The following is a 16,360-nucleotide window of genomic DNA, read 5'->3' as shown; positions in this document are numbered from 1 at the left end:
CCACGTGCCGGTGTCAGTCGGCCATGCCGGCGAGCAGGGTGATCAGCTGGTGCCGGTTGGTGATGTCGAGCTTGCGGTAGATGCGGGTCAGGTGCGTGTGCACGGTGGCCGGGGAGATGACGAGCCTGGTGGCGACCTCCGGGTTGGACAGGCCGTCCCCCACGAGCTTGGCCACGTTCCACTCGGCGGGGGTCAGGCCGCCCGGCCGGCGGTCCGGTTCCGCGGTCGGGACCTCGTCCAGCACCACGGCCAGCGCCTGTTCCACCGACTCGGCCGGGCTGGAGTACGCGCGGGCGTACTCCTCCTCGCCGAGCACGGCCCGCGCCCTGGCCACGGCCTGGGCGGTGACCCAGGCGAAGGGCACCAGCCCGTCGACGCGGACGCCGGTGACCCGGTGCAGCCCGTGCGCCAGGCCCAGCATGCGGGCGGCGGCCACGCCGTCGCCGGCCCGGGAGTGCGCCCAGCCCAGCGCCTCGATGGACCACAGCGGTCCCCACTTGTCGCGGATCTCCCGCTGGACCCGCAGGCCCTCCAACAGCACGTCCAGCGCGCCGACGGGGTCGCCCCAGCGGGTCTGCACGACGCCGCGGCACCAGTGGGCCCAGCTGATGCCCCACTGCGCGCCGAGGCGCTGGCACTCGGCGTGGAACTCCTCGGCGGCGGGCTCGGCCTGTTCGCGGGAGCCGAGGAGGACCAGCGAGACGGTGAGCAGGATGTGGGCGAGGTGGTGGTCGACGGCGAACGCGGGACCCAGCGCGCCGAACTCCGCGTGGGCCTGGCGGAGCAGTTCCACGCCCTCGATCGCACCGAGCGCCAGCACGGCGTACGCGCCGCGCACGAACGTCACGGCGGGCACCGGGCCGCCGACCTCGCGGGCCAGGGCGTCGGCCTCGTCCACCCGCCGCGCGACGAGTTCCCGTTCCACGCCCAGGCACAGCGCGATCCAGGCGTCGAGGGCGATGGCGCTGGCCCGCAACGGGTCCGCGGTGGGCGGTGTGGCGGCCAGCGCGCGGCCCAGCCATAGCCGTTCCTCCGGTAATCGACCGGCGTAGGTGTACCAGCGGGTGCGGGCCAGGTCCACGCTCATCTGCAGACCCGCGTGCACGGTGTCGGGGTTGCGGATCAGGTCGGCGAGCACCACGCGGTGGTTGGCCATGTCGGCGTCGACGGCGGCCAGCAGCGCGGCCTCGTTGTGCCCCTCGAACGACTCGGCCAGCCGGGCGGCCTCGCGGCGGAAGTGGTCCTGGTGGCGTTGGCGCACCTCGTCCACCTCGCCGGCGGCCCGCAGCCGGGCCGCGCCGTGCTGCCGCAGCGGTTCCAGCAGGTGGTAGCGGCTGCGGTCGGCCGACGGCAGGACGATCGACTTGTCGAGCAGCCCCGCCAGCGCGTCGGCGACCTCCTCCGCGTCGAGCCCCGCGCCGGCGCACACGGCTTCGGCGGCGGTCAGGCTGAACCCGCCCTCGAACACCGACAGCCGCGCCCACAGCAGGCGCTCGGCGGTGGTGCAGTGGGCGTGGCTCCAGTCGATGAGCGCGGCCATGGTCTGGTGGTGCTCGACCGAGGTGGTGTCGTTGGCGGTGAGCACGCGCATCACGTCGTCGAGCCGGTCGGCCAGCAGGGACACCGGCATGGACCGCATCCGCACGACGGCCTGCTCGATGGCCAGCGGGATGCCGGAGACGCGGCGCAGCACGCGCACGACGTCCGGCCAGTTCTCCGGGGTGACGCGCCAGCCCGGCACGCTCGCCTCGGCCCGGTCCACCAGCAGCGCCACGGACTCGTAGCCGAGGTCCAGCGGCGCGTCCTCGGCGGGCACGTCCAACGGCGGCACCATGACCAGCACCTCGCCGGGCACGCGCAGCCGGGCCCGGCTGGTGGCCAGGACGCGCACCCCGGGCGCCGCGCCGAGCACCGCGCGCACCAGGTGCGCGACCGGCTCGACCAGGTGCTCGCAGTTGTCCAGCACCAGCAGCACCTGGCGCGGCCGCAGGTAGTCGACCAGCGTCTCCAGCGGCGTCGTGGTGGCCTGGTCGGGCACACCGACGGCGCTCAACACCACCTGCGCCAGCAGTTCCGGGTCGCCGCCGCGCGCGGACGCCAGCTCCACCACTCGCACACCGTCGTCGTAGGCGCGGTGCACCTGGGCGGCCAGTTCCAACGCCAGCCGGGTCTTGCCGCCGCCGCCCACGCCGGTCAGCGTGATGAGCGGCGAGGCGCCCATCCGCCGGCGCAGCTCGGCCAGCAAATCCTTGCGGCCGACGAACGAACTCAGCGCCCGCGGCACCACACCGCCTCCCGCTGCCCGCTCGGTCATCGGGACACCGTACGACATCCGGTCGGACCGACGACATGAGATCGACTAAGGACCGCCCGGAGGGACCAGTCCGCAAATCCTTGCAACGATGGCCGGGCATTCGTGCTCGTCAGGCGTTTACGGCGGAGAGCGCTCGGGTCTAGCCTGCAAGCAATTGCACCACTTTGCGCAACGAAGCGTGACGGGAGCAGTGAATGCGAGCGAGATCGCGACGCCTGACCGCCCTGTCGGCGGCCGTCGGACTGGTCTGGGCGGTCTGGACCGTGCCGGGCGGGGCCGTCGAGCGGCAGGCCACCGAGGCGGCGGCCACCGCCGACACCACCACCGTCTTCTACCGGCTGCCGTCGGGCTGGCCGGTCGCCAACGTGCACTACCAACCGCGCAACGGCCCGTGGACGGCCGTGCCGGGCGAGCGGATGGAGCCCGCCGCGTGCGCGGGCTGGGTCCGCCGGACCGTGTCGCTGGGCGAGGCCACCGGCCTGGTCGCCGTGTTCAACAACGGTTCGGGCACGTGGGACAACAACAACGGGCGCAACTACAGCCTCGGCACCGGCGTCGTCACGGTGGCCGGCGGCGTGGTCGGGATCGGGGACCCGTGCGGGTCGCAGCCCGGCCCCGACCCGGACCCGACCAACCACGCGGAGGTCTACTACCACTCGAAGGCGCGGAACTGGACCGCGACCCGGATCCACTACCAGCCGGCCGGCGGCACGTGGACCGCCGTTCCGGGCGTGCCCATGGAGCAGGTGTGCCCCGACTGGGCCCGCGCGTCGGTCGACCTGGGTCGGGCCACTGGCCTGAAGGCGGCGTTCAACAACGGCTCCGGCCAGTGGGACAACAACAACGGCGCCGACTACGCGTTGCGGACCGGGCGCAGCACCGTCAAGGACGGCGTGGTCACGCCGAACGCGGCCGACCCCTGCGGACCCCCTGCCCCGCAGGACACCGTCGCGCCGAGCGTGCCCACCGCCCTGCGGGCCGAGGCGTCCGGGCTCACCGTGTCGCTGAGCTGGCAGGCGTCCACCGACGACGTCGCCGTCGCGGGCTACGAGATCACCCGCACCGGCGGCGCGCTCGGCACGGTCGTGCGGAACACCGGCGCGGTCGGCTTCGCGGACGGGCCGCTGACCGCGAACACCACCTACTCCTACGCGCTCAAGTCCTACGACGCGGCGGGCAACAAGTCCGCGTCCACCGCGTACGTCACGGTGACCACGGGTGACGCGCCGCCCGCACCGCCGGGCGGCACCCCGCTGGGCGGCGACCCGCGCGAGGACTCCATCTACTTCGTGATGACCGCCCGCTTCAACGACGGCGTCACGGCCAACAACCGCGGCGGCAGCCTGCACGTCCGCTCGGGCAACGCGGCCACCAACGACCCCATGTTCCGCGGCGACTTCCAGGGCCTGATCGACAAGCTCGACTACATCAAGGGCCTGGGCTTCTCCGCGGTCTGGATCACCCCGGTGGTGCTCAACCGCTCGGACTACGACTTCCACGGCTACCACGGCTGGGACTTCCACCGAGTGGACCCGCGCCTGGAGACGCCCGGCGCGACCTACCAGGACCTCATCAACAAGGCGCACGCCAAGGGCCTGAAGATCTACCAGGACGTCGTCTACAACCACAGCTCCCGGTGGGGCGCGAAGGGCCTGTTCCAGGCGAAGGTCTTCGGCGTCCGCGACGACCAGTGGTCCTGGTACTACGACCAGCCGGTGCAGGGCTTCGAGTACGACGGCCTGACCATCGACCCGAACACGGGCAAGTCCTACTACAACGGCGACCTGTGGTCGACCGCGGAACCGACCGGCAACACGTGCGTGGACTGGGGCAAGCCGACCCAGCACACCAGCCCGGAGGGCTACCGGATCTACAGCTGCCAGTGGCCGAGCCCCACGTCGGGCATGTTCCCCGCCCAGCTCTACCACCGCTGCTGGATCGGCAACTGGGAGGGCGAGGACTCGCGGTCGTGCTGGCTGCACGAAGACCTCGCCGACTTCAACACCGAGAACCCGATCGTGCAGAAGTACCTGATCGACGCCTACAACCGGTTCATCGACATGGGCGTGGACGGGTTCCGCGTCGACACCGCCGTGCACGTCCCGCGGGTCACCTGGAACCGCCGGTTCCTGCCCGCGATCCAGCAGCACGCCACCGCGAAGTTCGGCGACAAGGGCCGTGACTTCTTCGTCTTCGGCGAGGTGGCGGCGTTCGTCAACGACAAGTGGAACCGCGGCTCGGTCAACCACTCGGCGCAGTTCTTCACCTGGAAGGAGCGACGCGACTACAGCGCCGACGACGCCACCGCGGCCCTGGAGCAGTACGCCTACGAGCAGGGGATGGGCACCGGCGGCCAGCCGACGAGCCGCAACGCGTTCCTCGACGGCAACGCCTACCACGCCCCGGACCACTCGGAGTTCTCCGGCATGAACATCATCGACATGCGGATGCACATGAACTTCGGCGACGCGAACAACGCGTTCTGGAACGCGAAGGACTCCGACGACTCCACCAACGACGCCACCTACAACGTGACCTACGTGGACTCGCACGACTTCGGGCCCAACAAGTCCACCGTGCGCTACGCGGGCGGAACCGACGCGTGGGCGGAGAACATGAGCCTGATGTGGACGTTCCGGGGCATCCCGACGCTCTACTACGGCTCGGAGGTCGAGTTCCAGGCCGGCAAGCAGATCGACTGCGGCCCGACCTGCCCACTGGCCACCACCGGCCGCGCCTACTTCGGCGACCTCATCGCGGGCCAGGTGACCGCCTCGGACTACGGCGTGGTCTCGTCCGCGTCCGGCGCGGTCGCCACCACCCTGCAGAAGCCATTGGTCAAGCACGTGCAGCGGCTCAACCAAATCCGCCGCGCCGTCCCCGCCCTCCAAAAGGGCCAGTACTCGACCGACGGCGTGTCCGGCGGGATGGCGTTCAAACGCCGCTACACCTCCGGCTCCGTGGACAGCTTCGCCCTGGTCGCGATCTCCGGCGCGGCCACCTTCACCGGCATCCCCAACGGCACCTACCGCGACGCCGTCACCGGTGACACGAGGGTCGTCACCGCCGGCAGCCTCTCACTGAACCCCACAGGCAAAGGCAACGCCCGCGTGTACGTGCTCGACCTACCGAACAACCCCGCACCAGGCAAAGTCGGCACGGACGGCCCGTACCTGAAGTGACCCCAACCCGAAGCGACCCCAACCCGATGTGACCTCCGGCGGGTGGCCGTGCGCTCTCCCCACCGCCCGCCCGCCGGATCCCACAACGCCCACCACCCCACCCACCACCCCACCCACCACCCCACCCACAACGCCCACCGACCCACCCACATCGGACCCGCAGCCACCCCACCGAGGCTCGATTTGACATGGGTTCGGGTGCCTTAAAGGGCATCTGATCTTGTTATCGAGCGGTTTGTCCGGTTTGCCGGCGGCTCTAGGGTTGATCAACCGTGAGCTCTCGGCGTGCGTACCCCAGTGATCTGTCCGATGCCCGGTGGGCGTTGATCGAACCGGTGCTGACGGCCTGGCGGGAGGCCAGGCGTGGGCCAGGAACCGCGGCGCGGGTGCACGACTTACGGGAGATCGTCAACGCGATCCTGTACGTGTGCCGGACCGGGATCGCATGGGCGTATCTGCCGCACGACTTCCCGCCGTACAAGACGGTCTACGACTACTACGCCAAGTGGGAGACCGACGGCACCGCCGAGGCGTTACACGACCTGTTACGGGATCGGGTTCGTGTCGCAAGCGGCCGCACGGCCGCCCCGACCGCGGCGATCCTCGACTCGCAGAGCGTGAAGACTTCCTGCAACGTCAACGAATCCGATCAGGGCATCGATGCGAACAAGAAGATCAAGGGCCGCAAACGGCACATCGCCACCGACGTGCTCGGCCTGCTGCTCGCGGTGATCGTGACCGCGGCGTCGGTCTCCGACTCGACCGCCGGTCGGCAGCTCCTGGACCACTTGGCCGTCACGCAACCGGACGTGTCGATCGCCTGGGCGGACGGCGGCTACAACAACGAGGTCGTCCGCCACGGCGCTCGAAGGGGAATCCACGTCGAGGTCGTCAAACGCATTGCCGTGCAGGGATTTCACGTGCTACCCAAGAGGTGGGTGGTCGAACGGACCCTGGGTTGGCTGATGCAGCATCGCCGACTCGTGCGCGACTACGAAACCCTGCCGCAACGCTCACGCACGATGACCCACTGGGCGATGGCTAACACAATGAGCCGCGTTCTGACCGGAGAATCCACCCAAACCTGGCGAAACGATCTACGCAAAGCGGACACACCCGCCCAAAAGTAGATCAGATGCCCTCTAAGGGCCCCATGTCAAATCGAGCCGGACCGCACCCACACCCCCCAACCCCCGAACCCCACACCCCCGAACCCCACCCCCTCACCCCCACGCCAACACCGACTCCACCTCCACATCGAGCTGCGACACCGGGATGTGCCCGAACTGCTCCACCACCACCCGCCCCTCCCTCCGCCGCCACACCCCACGCACCTGCCCGTCCACCACGACATGCGGCACCGGCGCACCACCCGCCGTCTGCACCAGGGGCGCGTGCGCCCGATCGAGCAGCAACCCGCGGTCCGCGTACCCGAGCAGGAACGTGTCGAACGGCCCGAGCAGGCGGACCGTCCCGTCCAACTCCTCGGCGTCCGACACCGCCAACTGCCACCCGTGCTTGCCCTCCACCAGCTCCTCACCGGGCCAGGCCGCCCTGACCTCGACCTCCGGCACACCGCTCCACACCACGAAGTCCTCGACCGTCGCCGGCCCGTGCGCCCTCAGGTACCGCCGCACCAACTCCGCCACCCCGCGCGGCCGGCCGTCGATCCCGTCGAGCAGCCGATAGGTCGTCTCACCGGCGCACACCACGCCCTTGTTCGCGGCGTACGCCAGCAGGTAGGCGGGTGCCGCGGTGTCCGGGTCGAGCACCACCCCGACCTCACCGAGCCGCGCCACGACCTGCGGCTTCGTCAACGGCTCGGTGAGCACCTCGCGCAGCGCGTCCACCGCCCGCGCGCACACCTCGTCGGTCAACCCGAGTTCCAGCCGCCGCCGGCGGGACCGGGCGACGTTCAGCGGGCCGAGCAGGGCCAGCACCCAGCCGACGTCCTCCCGGCGCAGCAGGTGCACGGCGCCGCGCATGGCGCAGGTCCGCACCACCTCGCCCGCGTCGAGCGCGGCGGTCACGTCGGCGGGGGAGAGGCCGGTGGTGCGGGCCCGCACGGCGAGCCCGGCGGCGGCGAGGTCCTGCGCCTGGACGGCGAGCACGTCGTGCAGCAGCCCGGCCAGCGACCGCGCGGGTGTCGTCAGGCGCTGGGCCCGCATGCGCAGCGCCCGCGCCCGGTCGGCGGTCACCTCGGCCCCGCGCCCGTCGAGCCGCGCACCACCAGCTCGGGCAGGAACACGAACTCGGCGTGGGGCGCGGGCGTGCCGCCGATCTCCTCCAGCAGCGCGTGCACGGCGGCCTGGCCCATCGCCTCGACGGGCTGGCGCAGCGTGGTCAGGGGCGGGTCGGCGAACACGATCAGCGGCGAGTCGTCGAACCCGACCACGGACACGTCCTGCGGCACGACCAGCCCCCGCTGCCGGGCCGCGCGGATCGCGCCGAACGCCATCAGGTCGCTGCCGCAGATGATCGCCGTGCAGCCCTTGTCCAGCAGGGCCGCCGCCGCGGACTGCCCGCCCTCGACGGTGAACAGGGAGTGCTGGACCAGCGCCTCGGCCTGTTCGGCGGTGTAGGGCAGGGCGGTGCGCATGTGCTGCACGAAGCCCTCGATCTTGCGCAGCACCGGCACGAACCGGCGCGGTCCGACGGCCAGGCCGATGCGTTCGTGGCCCAGCTCGACCAGGTGCGACACGGCCAGTCGCATGGCCGCGCGGTCGTCGGTCGACATGAACGGCGCGGACACCTTCTCCGTGTAGCCGTTGATCATGACGAACGGGATGCCGCGCCCGGCGAGCTTGGTGTAGCGGCCCATGTCGGCGGTGGAGTCGGCGTGCAGGCCGGACACGAACACGATCCCGGCCACGCCCCGGTCGACCAGCATCTCGGTCAGCTGGTCCTCGGTCGAGCCGCCCGGTGTCTGCGTGCAGAGCAGGGGCGTGTAGCCCGCTCCGGTCAGCACCTGCTCCACCACCTGCGCCAGCGCGGGGAAGATGGGGTTGTTCAGCTCGGGCGTGATGAGCCCGATGAGCCCGGCGCTGCGTTGCCGCAGCCGGGGTGGGCGTTCGTAGCCGAGCAGGTCCATCGCGGCGACCACCGCCTGGCGGGTGGCCGTGGAGACCCCCGACTTGCCGTTGAACACCCGGCTGACCGTCGCCTCGCTGACCCCGGCCTGCGCGGCGATGTCGCTCAACCGGGCGGTCACGCCGTCCATGTCGGTCCTTTCCGTCGTGGCGACACGCGCCCCCGAAGGAAAGACCTTGCAAAGACTTTCAGCAAGTCCTTGACCGTCACAGTTCGGGCGCGAGGCCCGCTGAACCGAGGCAGAGGGCGGCCTGGCGCGCCCCGGCGGCCATCGCGGAGGGCACGTCCGCGCCGGCGAGGTGGGCGACCAGGAAGCCGGAGAAGAACGCGTCGCCCGCGCCGTTGGTGTCCACGATCTCCCCGACCGGCTCGGCGGCCACGCGGTGCACCCGCCCGTCGACCACCGCGAGCGCGCCGTCCGCGCCGAGCGTGGCCACGGCCGGCTTGCCCAGGCCGCCGAGGAACGCCACGAGCGCGTCGCGGTCGGCGAAGCCGTCGTCGTTGAGGAACACGCGGTCGGCCGCGTCCAGGAAGTCGCGGTGGAACTCGGCCACGCCGTCGTAGTCGTGCAGGTCGCACCACACGGGCACGCCGGCGGCGCGCGCGGCGGCCAGCAGGGGACGGGCGTGGTCGGCCAGGTCGACCACCGCCGCGTCGGCCGCCGCCAGCGCCGCGGCCGCGCGCCGGTCGTGCCGCGCCTCGGCGAGCCGGGGCAGTTCGAGGTAGATCGACACCCGGCCGCCGTGCGGGTCCATGAGGTTGAGGTGCTGCTCGGTGGGGGAGTCGACCACCTCGGCGATCACCTCCACGCCGGCGCGGTCGAGCACGTCCAGCACGGACCTCCCGGCCTCGTCGTCGCCGACCACGGTCCGGAGGGTGACCTCCGCGCCGAGCGACGCGAGGTTGAGCGCCTTGCCCGCCGACGTGCCGCCGACGGCCGTCCGGTGGCCGTGGGCGAACGTGGTGTGCGGTCGCGGGTGGGGGAGCCGGTCCAGCAGCACGAGCCGGTTCCACGACACCGGCCCTGCGACGAACACCTTGGGCATGGCGGCCAGTGTGAGCGGTGATCACCGGGTCGGCGAACCGCGAAGCCGGGCGACCGCAAGTCCTGTCATGCTTGTCTCTATAGTTTCAGTGCTGACCGAAAAAGACCTCACAGCTCCACGTCGAGCGAACGCAGCCGGTGGCCGAGAGGCGGGGTGGCGACGCGGTCGAGCCGGTCGTAGGCCGGGCGCAGGTCCGGGAACCGGGGGAGCAGGGCGCGGAAGCACTCGTCGGCCTCGGTCCGGGCCAGGGCAGCGCCGAGGCAGTAGAACGCGCCGAGCCCGAACGCGGTGTGCCGGTTGGGCCTGCGGGTGATGTCGAACCGGTCGGGGTCGGCGAAGACCTCGGGGTCGCGGTTGCCCGCCATCATCGCCAGGTAGATCCGGGCGCCGGCGGGCAGGTCGACGCCGCCGACCCGCACCGGCTCGGTGCTCTCGCGGACGATCAGGGAGGCCGGTCCGCCGCAGCGCAGCATCTCCTCGACCGCGGCCGGGGTGAGGTCGGGGTCGGCCTGGAGGCGGGCCAGCTCGTCGGGGTGCTCGAACAGCAGGGCGAGGCCGTTGGCGATGAGCCCGGCGGTGGTCTCGTGGCCCGCGAACAGCAGCAGCACGCAGTTGGCCACGATCTCGTCCTCGGTGACCAGGCCCTCGCGCTCGGCTCCGACGAACATGCTGATCAGGTCGTCGCGCGGGTCGGTGCGGCGGTCCCGGACGAGGCCGCGGACGTAGTCCTCCATCTCCAGGACGCTGCGCTGGGACCGCAGGAGCTGCTCGAAGTCGGCGAGCTGGAAGATCGCGAGGATGTCGCGCGACCAGGCTTGGAGCTGTTCGCGGTGTTCGGTGGGCATGCCGAGCATCTCGGCGATCACGTTGGCGGGTAAGGGGTAGGCGAGGTCGGCGACGACGTCCATCCGGCCGCGTTCGGCGGCGGCGTCGAGCAGTTCGGTGGTCAGCTCGCGGATGCGGGGGCGCAGGCCGTTGACGGTGGCGGGGGTGAAGTAGCGCTTGAGCAGCTGCTGGAACCGCACGTGGTCGGCTTCGACGGTGTGGCCCATCCAGAGGTGCATGGACTCGCGCAGGGGGAGCAGCTCGTCCTGTTCGGCCCGGGTGAACGTGGCCAGCCGCTGCGCCATGTTGGCGGGGGAGAGGCGGCGGTCCTTGAGCGCCGCGACGATGTCGGCGTGCCGGGTGAGCAGGTAGGCGTCGAGCTGGGGGAGGTGGCTGACGGGGCTCTCGGCGCGGATGCGGTGCAGCACCGGCATCGGGTCCGCCGCGACCTCGGGGGTGAACAGGTCGTAGGACTGGACGGCAACGGCTGTATCGGTCATGGGGCCAGTCTGTCCGGCGTTCGCGGCGGGGCACCACGAACGCCAGCGGAATGGCGTAGTCGAGCGCGCTTCGACTCTCAACTTTCTCGATATCTTCAGTGTTGACCAAAACGAATCCAACACCCGTGGTTACGTGACCATCGGAGGAACAAAACCGCACGGAAGGCCCCGGGCGGCGCACGCCCGGGGCCTTCGCGTACGGGTCAGGCTTGTTCGGACCACCAGCGGCGACCGGTCTCGCCGAGGGTGGAGATGGGGTCGTAGTAGGGGTAGCGGCGGTCGAGGGCTTCGGGGTCGTCCAGCTCGATGCCGGTGCGGTAGTTCTTGGTCCAGTAGGAGATGCCCAGCTCGCGGTCGTACTCGTGGAGTTGGTGGACCCAGCGCTTGCCGACGTAGGGGACGTCGCAGACGATGCGCGGTGTGGCGTAGCCGGGGAGGTAGCCCATGATGGCGTGCTGGAGTTCCTGCGCTTCCCACACGGCGACGCGCCAGTGCTCGGCGTTGGGGATCATGTCGCACATGTAGAAGTAGTAGGGCAGGATGTTCGCCTCGCCCTGGAGCGCGAAGCAGAGGTCGAGCAGGTCGTCGGGGGTGGCGTTGACGCCCTTCATGAGCACGCCCTGGTTGCGGACGTCGCGGACGCCGATCTCGAGGGCGGTGCGGGCGGCTTCGGCGACGAGCGGGGTCACGGACTGCACGTGGTTGACGTGGGTGTGGATGGCGAGGTTGACGCCGCGGCGGCCGGCGGTGCGGGCGACGCGTTCGAGTCCTTCGACGACCTTGGGTTGGAGCCAGTGCTGGGGTAGTCCGGCGAGGGCTTTGGTGGCGAGGCGGATGTCGCGGACGGTGTCGATGTCGAGGAGTCGCATGAGGAACGACTCGAGTTGGGGCCAGGGGACGTTGGCGACGTCGCCGCCGGAGACGACGACGTCGCGGACGCCGGGGGTGCGCTTGAGGTAGTCGATCATGTGGTCTTGGCGGTCGACGGGTTTGAGCGCGAGTTTGTGCTTCTGGATCTGGGGTGTGGAGTTGCCGACGAGGTCCATGCGGGTGCAGTGGCCGCAGTACTGGGGGCAGGTGGAGACGAGTTCGGCGAGGACTTTGGTGGGGTAGCGGTGGGTGAGTCCTTCGACGACCCACATCTCGGCTTCGTGGAGGGAGTCGCGGGAGGAGTGGGGGTGGTTGGGCCAGTGGGGGTCGCGGTCCGATCGGACGGGGATCATGTAGCGGCGGACGGGGTCGGCGAGGAAGGCTTCGGTGAACGCCTCGGGGTCGAGTGGGGCGTCGGGTGCCATGGTGTTGATCATCTGGGGTGGCACGAGCATGGACATGGTGGCCGAGTGCTGCTGGTCGGCGGTGAGGTCGTCGTAGAACCGGTCGGTGAGCAGGTCGCCCATGAGGGTGCGGAGCTGCTTGGGGTTCTTGATGCAGTGGGCGCGTTGCCATTGGGCGTCGCGCCATTGGGTGTCGGTGACGTCGTGCCAGCCGGGGAGTCGGCGCCAGTCGGGTTCGGCGAGTGGTCGGCGCACGTAGGTGTAGGGCTGGAGTTCGGCCCGGGGTGGGGGTGCGACCTCGTGCAGCGCGGTCATCCATGCTCCCTGTCGGTCGAGTGGCGTGAAGATATGTTGCCAGATGGCCTGTTGGGCGTAAATATTTCGGCGGGGAGCGTTTCGGGGTGGTTGTTCGTTGGGAGGGGTATGCGGGTGTTCGCGGGTGTGCTGGTCGGTCTCGCCGTGGAGGTCACGGCTCTGGTGGCGGCGTTCGGGGCGTGGGGCCTGGCGCCGACCCTGGGGTTGTTGGTGCTGGGCGGGGTGGTGGGTGCGGTGCTGATGCGTCGTGAGGGTGTGCGGGCGTTGGCGGCGTTCTCGGAGGCGGTGCGGGTGCGGCGTGCGCCGCACCAGGAGGTGGCGGACGGGGTGTTGATCGCGGCGGCGGGGTTGTTGATCCTGGTGCCGGGGTTTTTGAGCGACGTGGTGGGGTTGTTCCTGTTGTTCCCGCCGACGCGGCGGTTGGTGAGTCGGCGGATGGCGCGTCGGGCGGAGGAGCGGGAGCGGGTGTTGGCGTTGAACCTGCGGTACGGGCGGCATCCGATGGCGGGTGGTGTGGTGGTGGAGGGTGACGTGGTGGACGTGCGGTCGGAGCCGCGGGTGGAGCGGCCGGAGTTGCCGTGATCGCGGGCGGCGCCGGGTCGGCGGTGTCGTGCGGGGGTGGCTTGGGTACGTGAGACGGCATGACCGTCATCGGTGTGCACGCGTCCCATGAGCAGGTTCACCCGTCGGCGTTGTTGGCGGCGGTGCGGCGGGCGGAGGAGGTGGGTTTCGGGGCGGCGATGAGTTCGGACCACTTCTCGCCGTGGAGTGCCCGGCAGGGGCAGAGCGGGTTCGCGTGGTCGTGGTTGGGTGCGGCGTTGGAGGCGACCGGGTTGCCGTTCGGGGTGGTGAACGCGCCCGGTCAGCGGTATCACCCGGCGATCGTGGCGCAGGCGATCGGGACGTTGGGTGCGATGTACCCGGGTCGGTTCTGGGCGGCGTTGGGCAGTGGTGAGGCGAGCAACGAGCACATCACGGGTGGGGGTTGGCCGCGCAAGGAGGTGCGCAACGCGCGGTTGCGCGAGTGCGTGGACGTGATCCGGGCGTTGTTGGCGGGGGAGGAGGTCAGTCACGACGGTCTGGTGCGGGTGGACCGGGCGCGGTTGTGGACGAGGCCGGAGGAGCCGCCGTTGTTGGTGGGTGCGGCGGTGAGCGAGGCGACGGCGCGGTGGTGTGCGGGGTGGGCGGACGGGTTGGTCACGGTGAACGCGCCGCCGGAGCGGTTGGCGCGGGTGGTGGCGGCGTACCGGGAGGCGGGTGGTCGGGGGTCGTTGCGGTTGCAGGTGCACTTGAGTTGGGCGGAGTCGGAGGACGAGGCCCGGGGGGTGGCGCACGAGCAGTGGCGGAGCAACGTGTTCCCGCCGCCGGTGTGTTGGGATTTGGACACGGCGGAGCATTTCGACGTGGTGTCGGAGCACGTGTCGGTGGAGCAGGTGGAGCGGGTGGTGAACGTGTCGTCGGATCTCGGGTGGCACGCGAAGACGATCCGGGAGTATGCGGAGTTGGGGTTCGAGGAGATTTTCCTGCATCACGTGGGGCGGGAGCAGGAGCGTTTTCTGGACGTTTTCGGTGAGCGGGTGCTGCCGGAGGTGCGGTCGTGAGGTTGACGCGGACGGCGGATCTGTGGTGGAAGAACGCGGTGGTGTACTGCCTGGATGTGGAGACGTTCCATGATTCGAATGGTGACGGGTGCGGTGATTTTCGGGGGTTGATCGAGAAGATCGACCACTTGCACCGGTTGGGTGTGACGTGTTTGTGGTTGATGCCGTTCTTCCCGACGCCGGAGCGGGATGACGGTTATGACATCACGGATTTTTACGCGGTGGATCCGCGGTTGGGCACGTTGGGTGATTTCGTGGAGTTCGTGCGGACGGCGCGTGACCGGGGGATGCGGGTGATCGCGGACCTGGTGGTGAACCACACGTCGGACCGGCATCCGTGGTTCCAGGCGGCGCGTGATCCGGGGAGTCCGTTCCACGACTGGTACGTGTGGCGGGACGAGCCGCCGGCGGACGCGGCGGAGGGGGTGGTGTTCCCGGGCGAGGAGAGGTCGTTGTGGACGTACGACCGGAAGGCGAAGCGGTATTACCTGCACCGGTTCTACCGGCATCAGCCGGATTTGAACGTGGCGAATCCGGCGGTGCGGGACGAGATCGCGCGGGTGATGGGTTTCTGGATGGAGTTGGGGTTGTCGGGGTTCCGGGTGGACGCGGTGCCTTTTTTGTTGGAGGCGCCGGTGGAGGCGTTGCCGGATCCGCACGACTATTTGGCGGATCTGCGGGCGTTCCTGTCGCGTCGCAACGGTGAGGCGGTGTTGTTGGGTGAGGTGAACCTGCCGTACACGGAGGCGATGGCGTTCTTCGGGGAGTCGGACGGTGTGGGTGACGAGTTGCACATGTGTTTCGATTTCGTGGGGATGCAGCAGATGTTCCTGTCGTTGGCGCGGCGGGAGGCGAGTCCGTTGACGCACGCGTTGCGGGAGCGGCCGGTTCCGCCGCGTGATTGTCATTGGGCGACGTTCGTGCGGAATCACGACGAGTTGACGTTGGACAAGTTGACGGAGGCGGAGCGGCGGGAGGTGTTCGCGGCGTTCGGTCCGGAGGAGGACATGCAGTTGTACGGGCGGGGGTTGCGTCGGCGGTTGCCGTCGATGTTGGGGGGTGATCTGGCGCGGATCAAGATGGTGTACAGCCTGTTGTTCTCGTTGCCGGGGACGCCGGTGTTGTTCTACGGGGAGGAGGTGGGGATGACGGAGGACCTGTCGTTGGAGGGCAGGTTGGCGGTGCGGACGCCGATGTGGTGGGACGCGGTGGACGGGCAGCGGCGGGATCCGGGGTCGTTGTTGGGGTGGGTGCGGTTATTGGTGGAGCGGTATCGGGAGTGTCCGGAGTTGGCGTGGGGGGAGTTCTCGGTGGTGGACACGGCGGAGCCGGCGGTGTTCGCGCACCGGTGTGAGATCGAGGGTGGGACGGTGGTGGTGGTGCACAACCTGGGTGATCGGGAGGTGTCGGTGGAGGTGCCGGGGGTGGAGGGGGTGTTGGCGGATCTGTTGGTGGACGGGTCGGTGCGGGCGAAGGGCGGGTCGGCGAGGGTGGAGTTGGGTCCGTACGGGTGTCGGTGGTTCCGGCAGGTGACGGGGTAGTCGTCCGGGGGTGTTCGGTCGTCCTCAGTGTGTGCCTTGCGGAATGTCGCCACTTCACGTGAAGATATGCGCGTTCCGGCCCCTGTTGACCGAAGGATTTACATGACGTCGCCGTACGGTCTGCATCGCGTCCTCGACCCGGCCGGGGTGCTGCCGCAGCAGGCCGCGCGGCTGGACGCCACCCCGGTGTGCGGGCCGGACGAGGTCGTGGTGGACGTGGCGCGGCTCAACCTCGACGCCGCGTCCTACCGGCAGTTGCGGGAGGAGCACGGGGTCGGGGGCGTGCGGCGGGCGGTGCTGGACATCGTCGCGGCGCGGGGCAAGATGCAGAACCCGGTCACGGGGTCGGGCGGCATGCTGCTGGGCACGGTCCGGGAGGTGGGTCCGGCGTCGCCGTTGGGGCTGCGCGTCGGCGATCGGGTCGCCACGCTGGTGTCGTTGACGTTGACGCCGTTGCGGATCACCGACGGTCTGGCCCGGTGGGACGGCGCGGGCGAGCAGGTGCCGTGCGAGGGGACCGCGGTGCTGTTCGGCCGGTCGGTGGTCGCGGTGCTGCCGGACGACCTGCCCGAGGAGTTGGCGCTGTCGGTGCTGGACGTGTGCGGCGCGCCGGCGCTCCCCCACCGGGGGGGGGGGCGGGGGCGGGCGCGACCGGGGCGGGGGTGGTCGGGG

11 protein-coding genes and 1 pseudogene are annotated in these 16,360 nt (G+C 70.4%); 6 read left to right on the top strand and 6 right to left on the bottom strand.

Annotated elements, in window-relative coordinates:
- Window positions 1-13 precede the first annotated feature (13 nt).
- A complete protein-coding gene (locus ACFXGA_RS31290; protein ID WP_378094138.1) occupies window positions 14-2,314 on the bottom strand; it encodes a LuxR C-terminal-related transcriptional regulator in 2,301 nt (766 codons plus the stop codon).
- Window positions 2,315-2,508: 194 nt separating this feature from the next.
- Here ACFXGA_RS31290 and ACFXGA_RS31285 point away from each other — a divergent pair, with 194 nt between their 5' ends.
- Window positions 2,509-5,496 (top strand): carbohydrate binding domain-containing protein, encoded by a 2,988-nt coding sequence (locus tag ACFXGA_RS31285; protein WP_378094136.1) that lies wholly within the window; start codon window positions 2,509-2,511, stop codon window positions 5,494-5,496.
- Between the two features lie 272 nt (window positions 5,497-5,768).
- Complete coding sequence (locus ACFXGA_RS31280; protein WP_378094134.1) at window positions 5,769-6,626, top strand: IS5 family transposase; 858 nt, start codon at window positions 5,769-5,771, stop codon at window positions 6,624-6,626.
- Between the two features lie 93 nt (window positions 6,627-6,719).
- Here the strand turns inward: ACFXGA_RS31280 and ACFXGA_RS31275 are convergent, their stop codons facing one another.
- The 5 genes from ACFXGA_RS31275 to ACFXGA_RS31255 form a co-directional block, all read right to left on the bottom strand.
- Window positions 6,720-7,694: a winged helix DNA-binding domain-containing protein gene (locus tag ACFXGA_RS31275; RefSeq protein WP_378094132.1), complete on the bottom strand. Its 975-nt coding sequence runs from the start codon at window positions 7,692-7,694 to the stop codon at window positions 6,720-6,722.
- On the bottom strand, window positions 7,691-8,716 hold the full coding sequence (locus ACFXGA_RS31270; protein WP_378094130.1) for a LacI family DNA-binding transcriptional regulator: 1,026 nt from the start codon (window positions 8,714-8,716) through the stop codon (window positions 7,691-7,693). Before ACFXGA_RS31270 ends, ACFXGA_RS31275 begins: the two co-directional genes overlap by 4 nt.
- 76 nt (window positions 8,717-8,792) lie before the next feature.
- Window positions 8,793-9,632 carry a carbohydrate kinase family protein gene (locus ACFXGA_RS31265; protein WP_378094128.1) on the bottom strand — a complete coding sequence of 280 codons (840 nt, stop codon included), beginning with the start codon at window positions 9,630-9,632 and terminating at the stop codon, window positions 8,793-8,795.
- A gap of 107 nt (window positions 9,633-9,739) precedes the next feature.
- A complete protein-coding gene (locus ACFXGA_RS31260; RefSeq protein WP_378094126.1) occupies window positions 9,740-10,957 on the bottom strand; it encodes a cytochrome P450 in 1,218 nt (405 codons plus the stop codon).
- A 203-nt stretch (window positions 10,958-11,160) separates the two neighbouring features.
- On the bottom strand, window positions 11,161-12,546 hold the full coding sequence (locus ACFXGA_RS31255; protein WP_378094124.1) for a KamA family radical SAM protein: 1,386 nt from the start codon (window positions 12,544-12,546) through the stop codon (window positions 11,161-11,163).
- Between the two features lie 108 nt (window positions 12,547-12,654).
- Here ACFXGA_RS31255 and ACFXGA_RS31250 point away from each other — a divergent pair, with 108 nt between their 5' ends.
- The 4 genes and pseudogenes from ACFXGA_RS31250 to ACFXGA_RS31235 all read left to right on the top strand — a co-directional run.
- Window positions 12,655-13,128 carry an FxsA family protein gene (locus ACFXGA_RS31250; RefSeq protein WP_378094122.1) on the top strand — a complete coding sequence of 158 codons (474 nt, stop codon included), beginning with the start codon at window positions 12,655-12,657 and terminating at the stop codon, window positions 13,126-13,128.
- Between the two features lie 59 nt (window positions 13,129-13,187).
- Window positions 13,188-14,147 (top strand): TIGR03885 family FMN-dependent LLM class oxidoreductase, encoded by a 960-nt coding sequence (locus ACFXGA_RS31245; protein ID WP_378094119.1) that lies wholly within the window; start codon window positions 13,188-13,190, stop codon window positions 14,145-14,147.
- Window positions 14,144-15,688, top strand: a complete 1,545-nt coding sequence (locus tag ACFXGA_RS31240) for an alpha-amylase family protein (RefSeq protein ID WP_378094116.1) — start codon at window positions 14,144-14,146, stop codon at window positions 15,686-15,688. Before ACFXGA_RS31245 ends, ACFXGA_RS31240 begins: the two co-directional genes overlap by 4 nt.
- 102 nt (window positions 15,689-15,790) lie before the next feature.
- Window positions 15,791-16,360, top strand: a pseudogene (locus tag ACFXGA_RS31235) (L-erythro-3,5-diaminohexanoate dehydrogenase); the annotation flags it as partial.

It is taken from the genome of Actinosynnema sp. NPDC059335 (genome assembly GCF_042752395.1).
Lineage (GTDB): Bacteria > Actinomycetota > Actinomycetes > Mycobacteriales > Pseudonocardiaceae > Actinosynnema.
This window is presented reverse-complemented; position numbering and strand designations above follow the sequence as displayed.

Bases quoted from the DNA above. Each gene is read 5' to 3' on its own strand.
- ACFXGA_RS31290 (WP_378094138.1), bottom strand. From the start codon at position 2,314: ATGACCGAGCGGGCAGCGGGAGGCGGTGTGGTGCCGCGGGCGCTGAGT.
- ACFXGA_RS31285 (WP_378094136.1), top strand. From the start codon at position 2,509: ATGCGAGCGAGATCGCGACGCCTGACCGCCCTGTCGGCGGCCGTCGGA.
- ACFXGA_RS31270 (WP_378094130.1), bottom strand. From the start codon at position 8,716: ATGGACGGCGTGACCGCCCGGTTGAGCGACATCGCCGCGCAGGCCGGG.
- ACFXGA_RS31265 (WP_378094128.1), bottom strand. From the start codon at position 9,632: ATGCCCAAGGTGTTCGTCGCAGGGCCGGTGTCGTGGAACCGGCTCGTG.
- ACFXGA_RS31260 (WP_378094126.1), bottom strand. From the start codon at position 10,957: ATGACCGATACAGCCGTTGCCGTCCAGTCCTACGACCTGTTCACCCCC.
- ACFXGA_RS31255 (WP_378094124.1), bottom strand. From the start codon at position 12,546: ATGACCGCGCTGCACGAGGTCGCACCCCCACCCCGGGCCGAACTCCAG.
- ACFXGA_RS31250 (WP_378094122.1), top strand. From the start codon at position 12,655: ATGCGGGTGTTCGCGGGTGTGCTGGTCGGTCTCGCCGTGGAGGTCACG.
- ACFXGA_RS31245 (WP_378094119.1), top strand. From the start codon at position 13,188: ATGACCGTCATCGGTGTGCACGCGTCCCATGAGCAGGTTCACCCGTCG.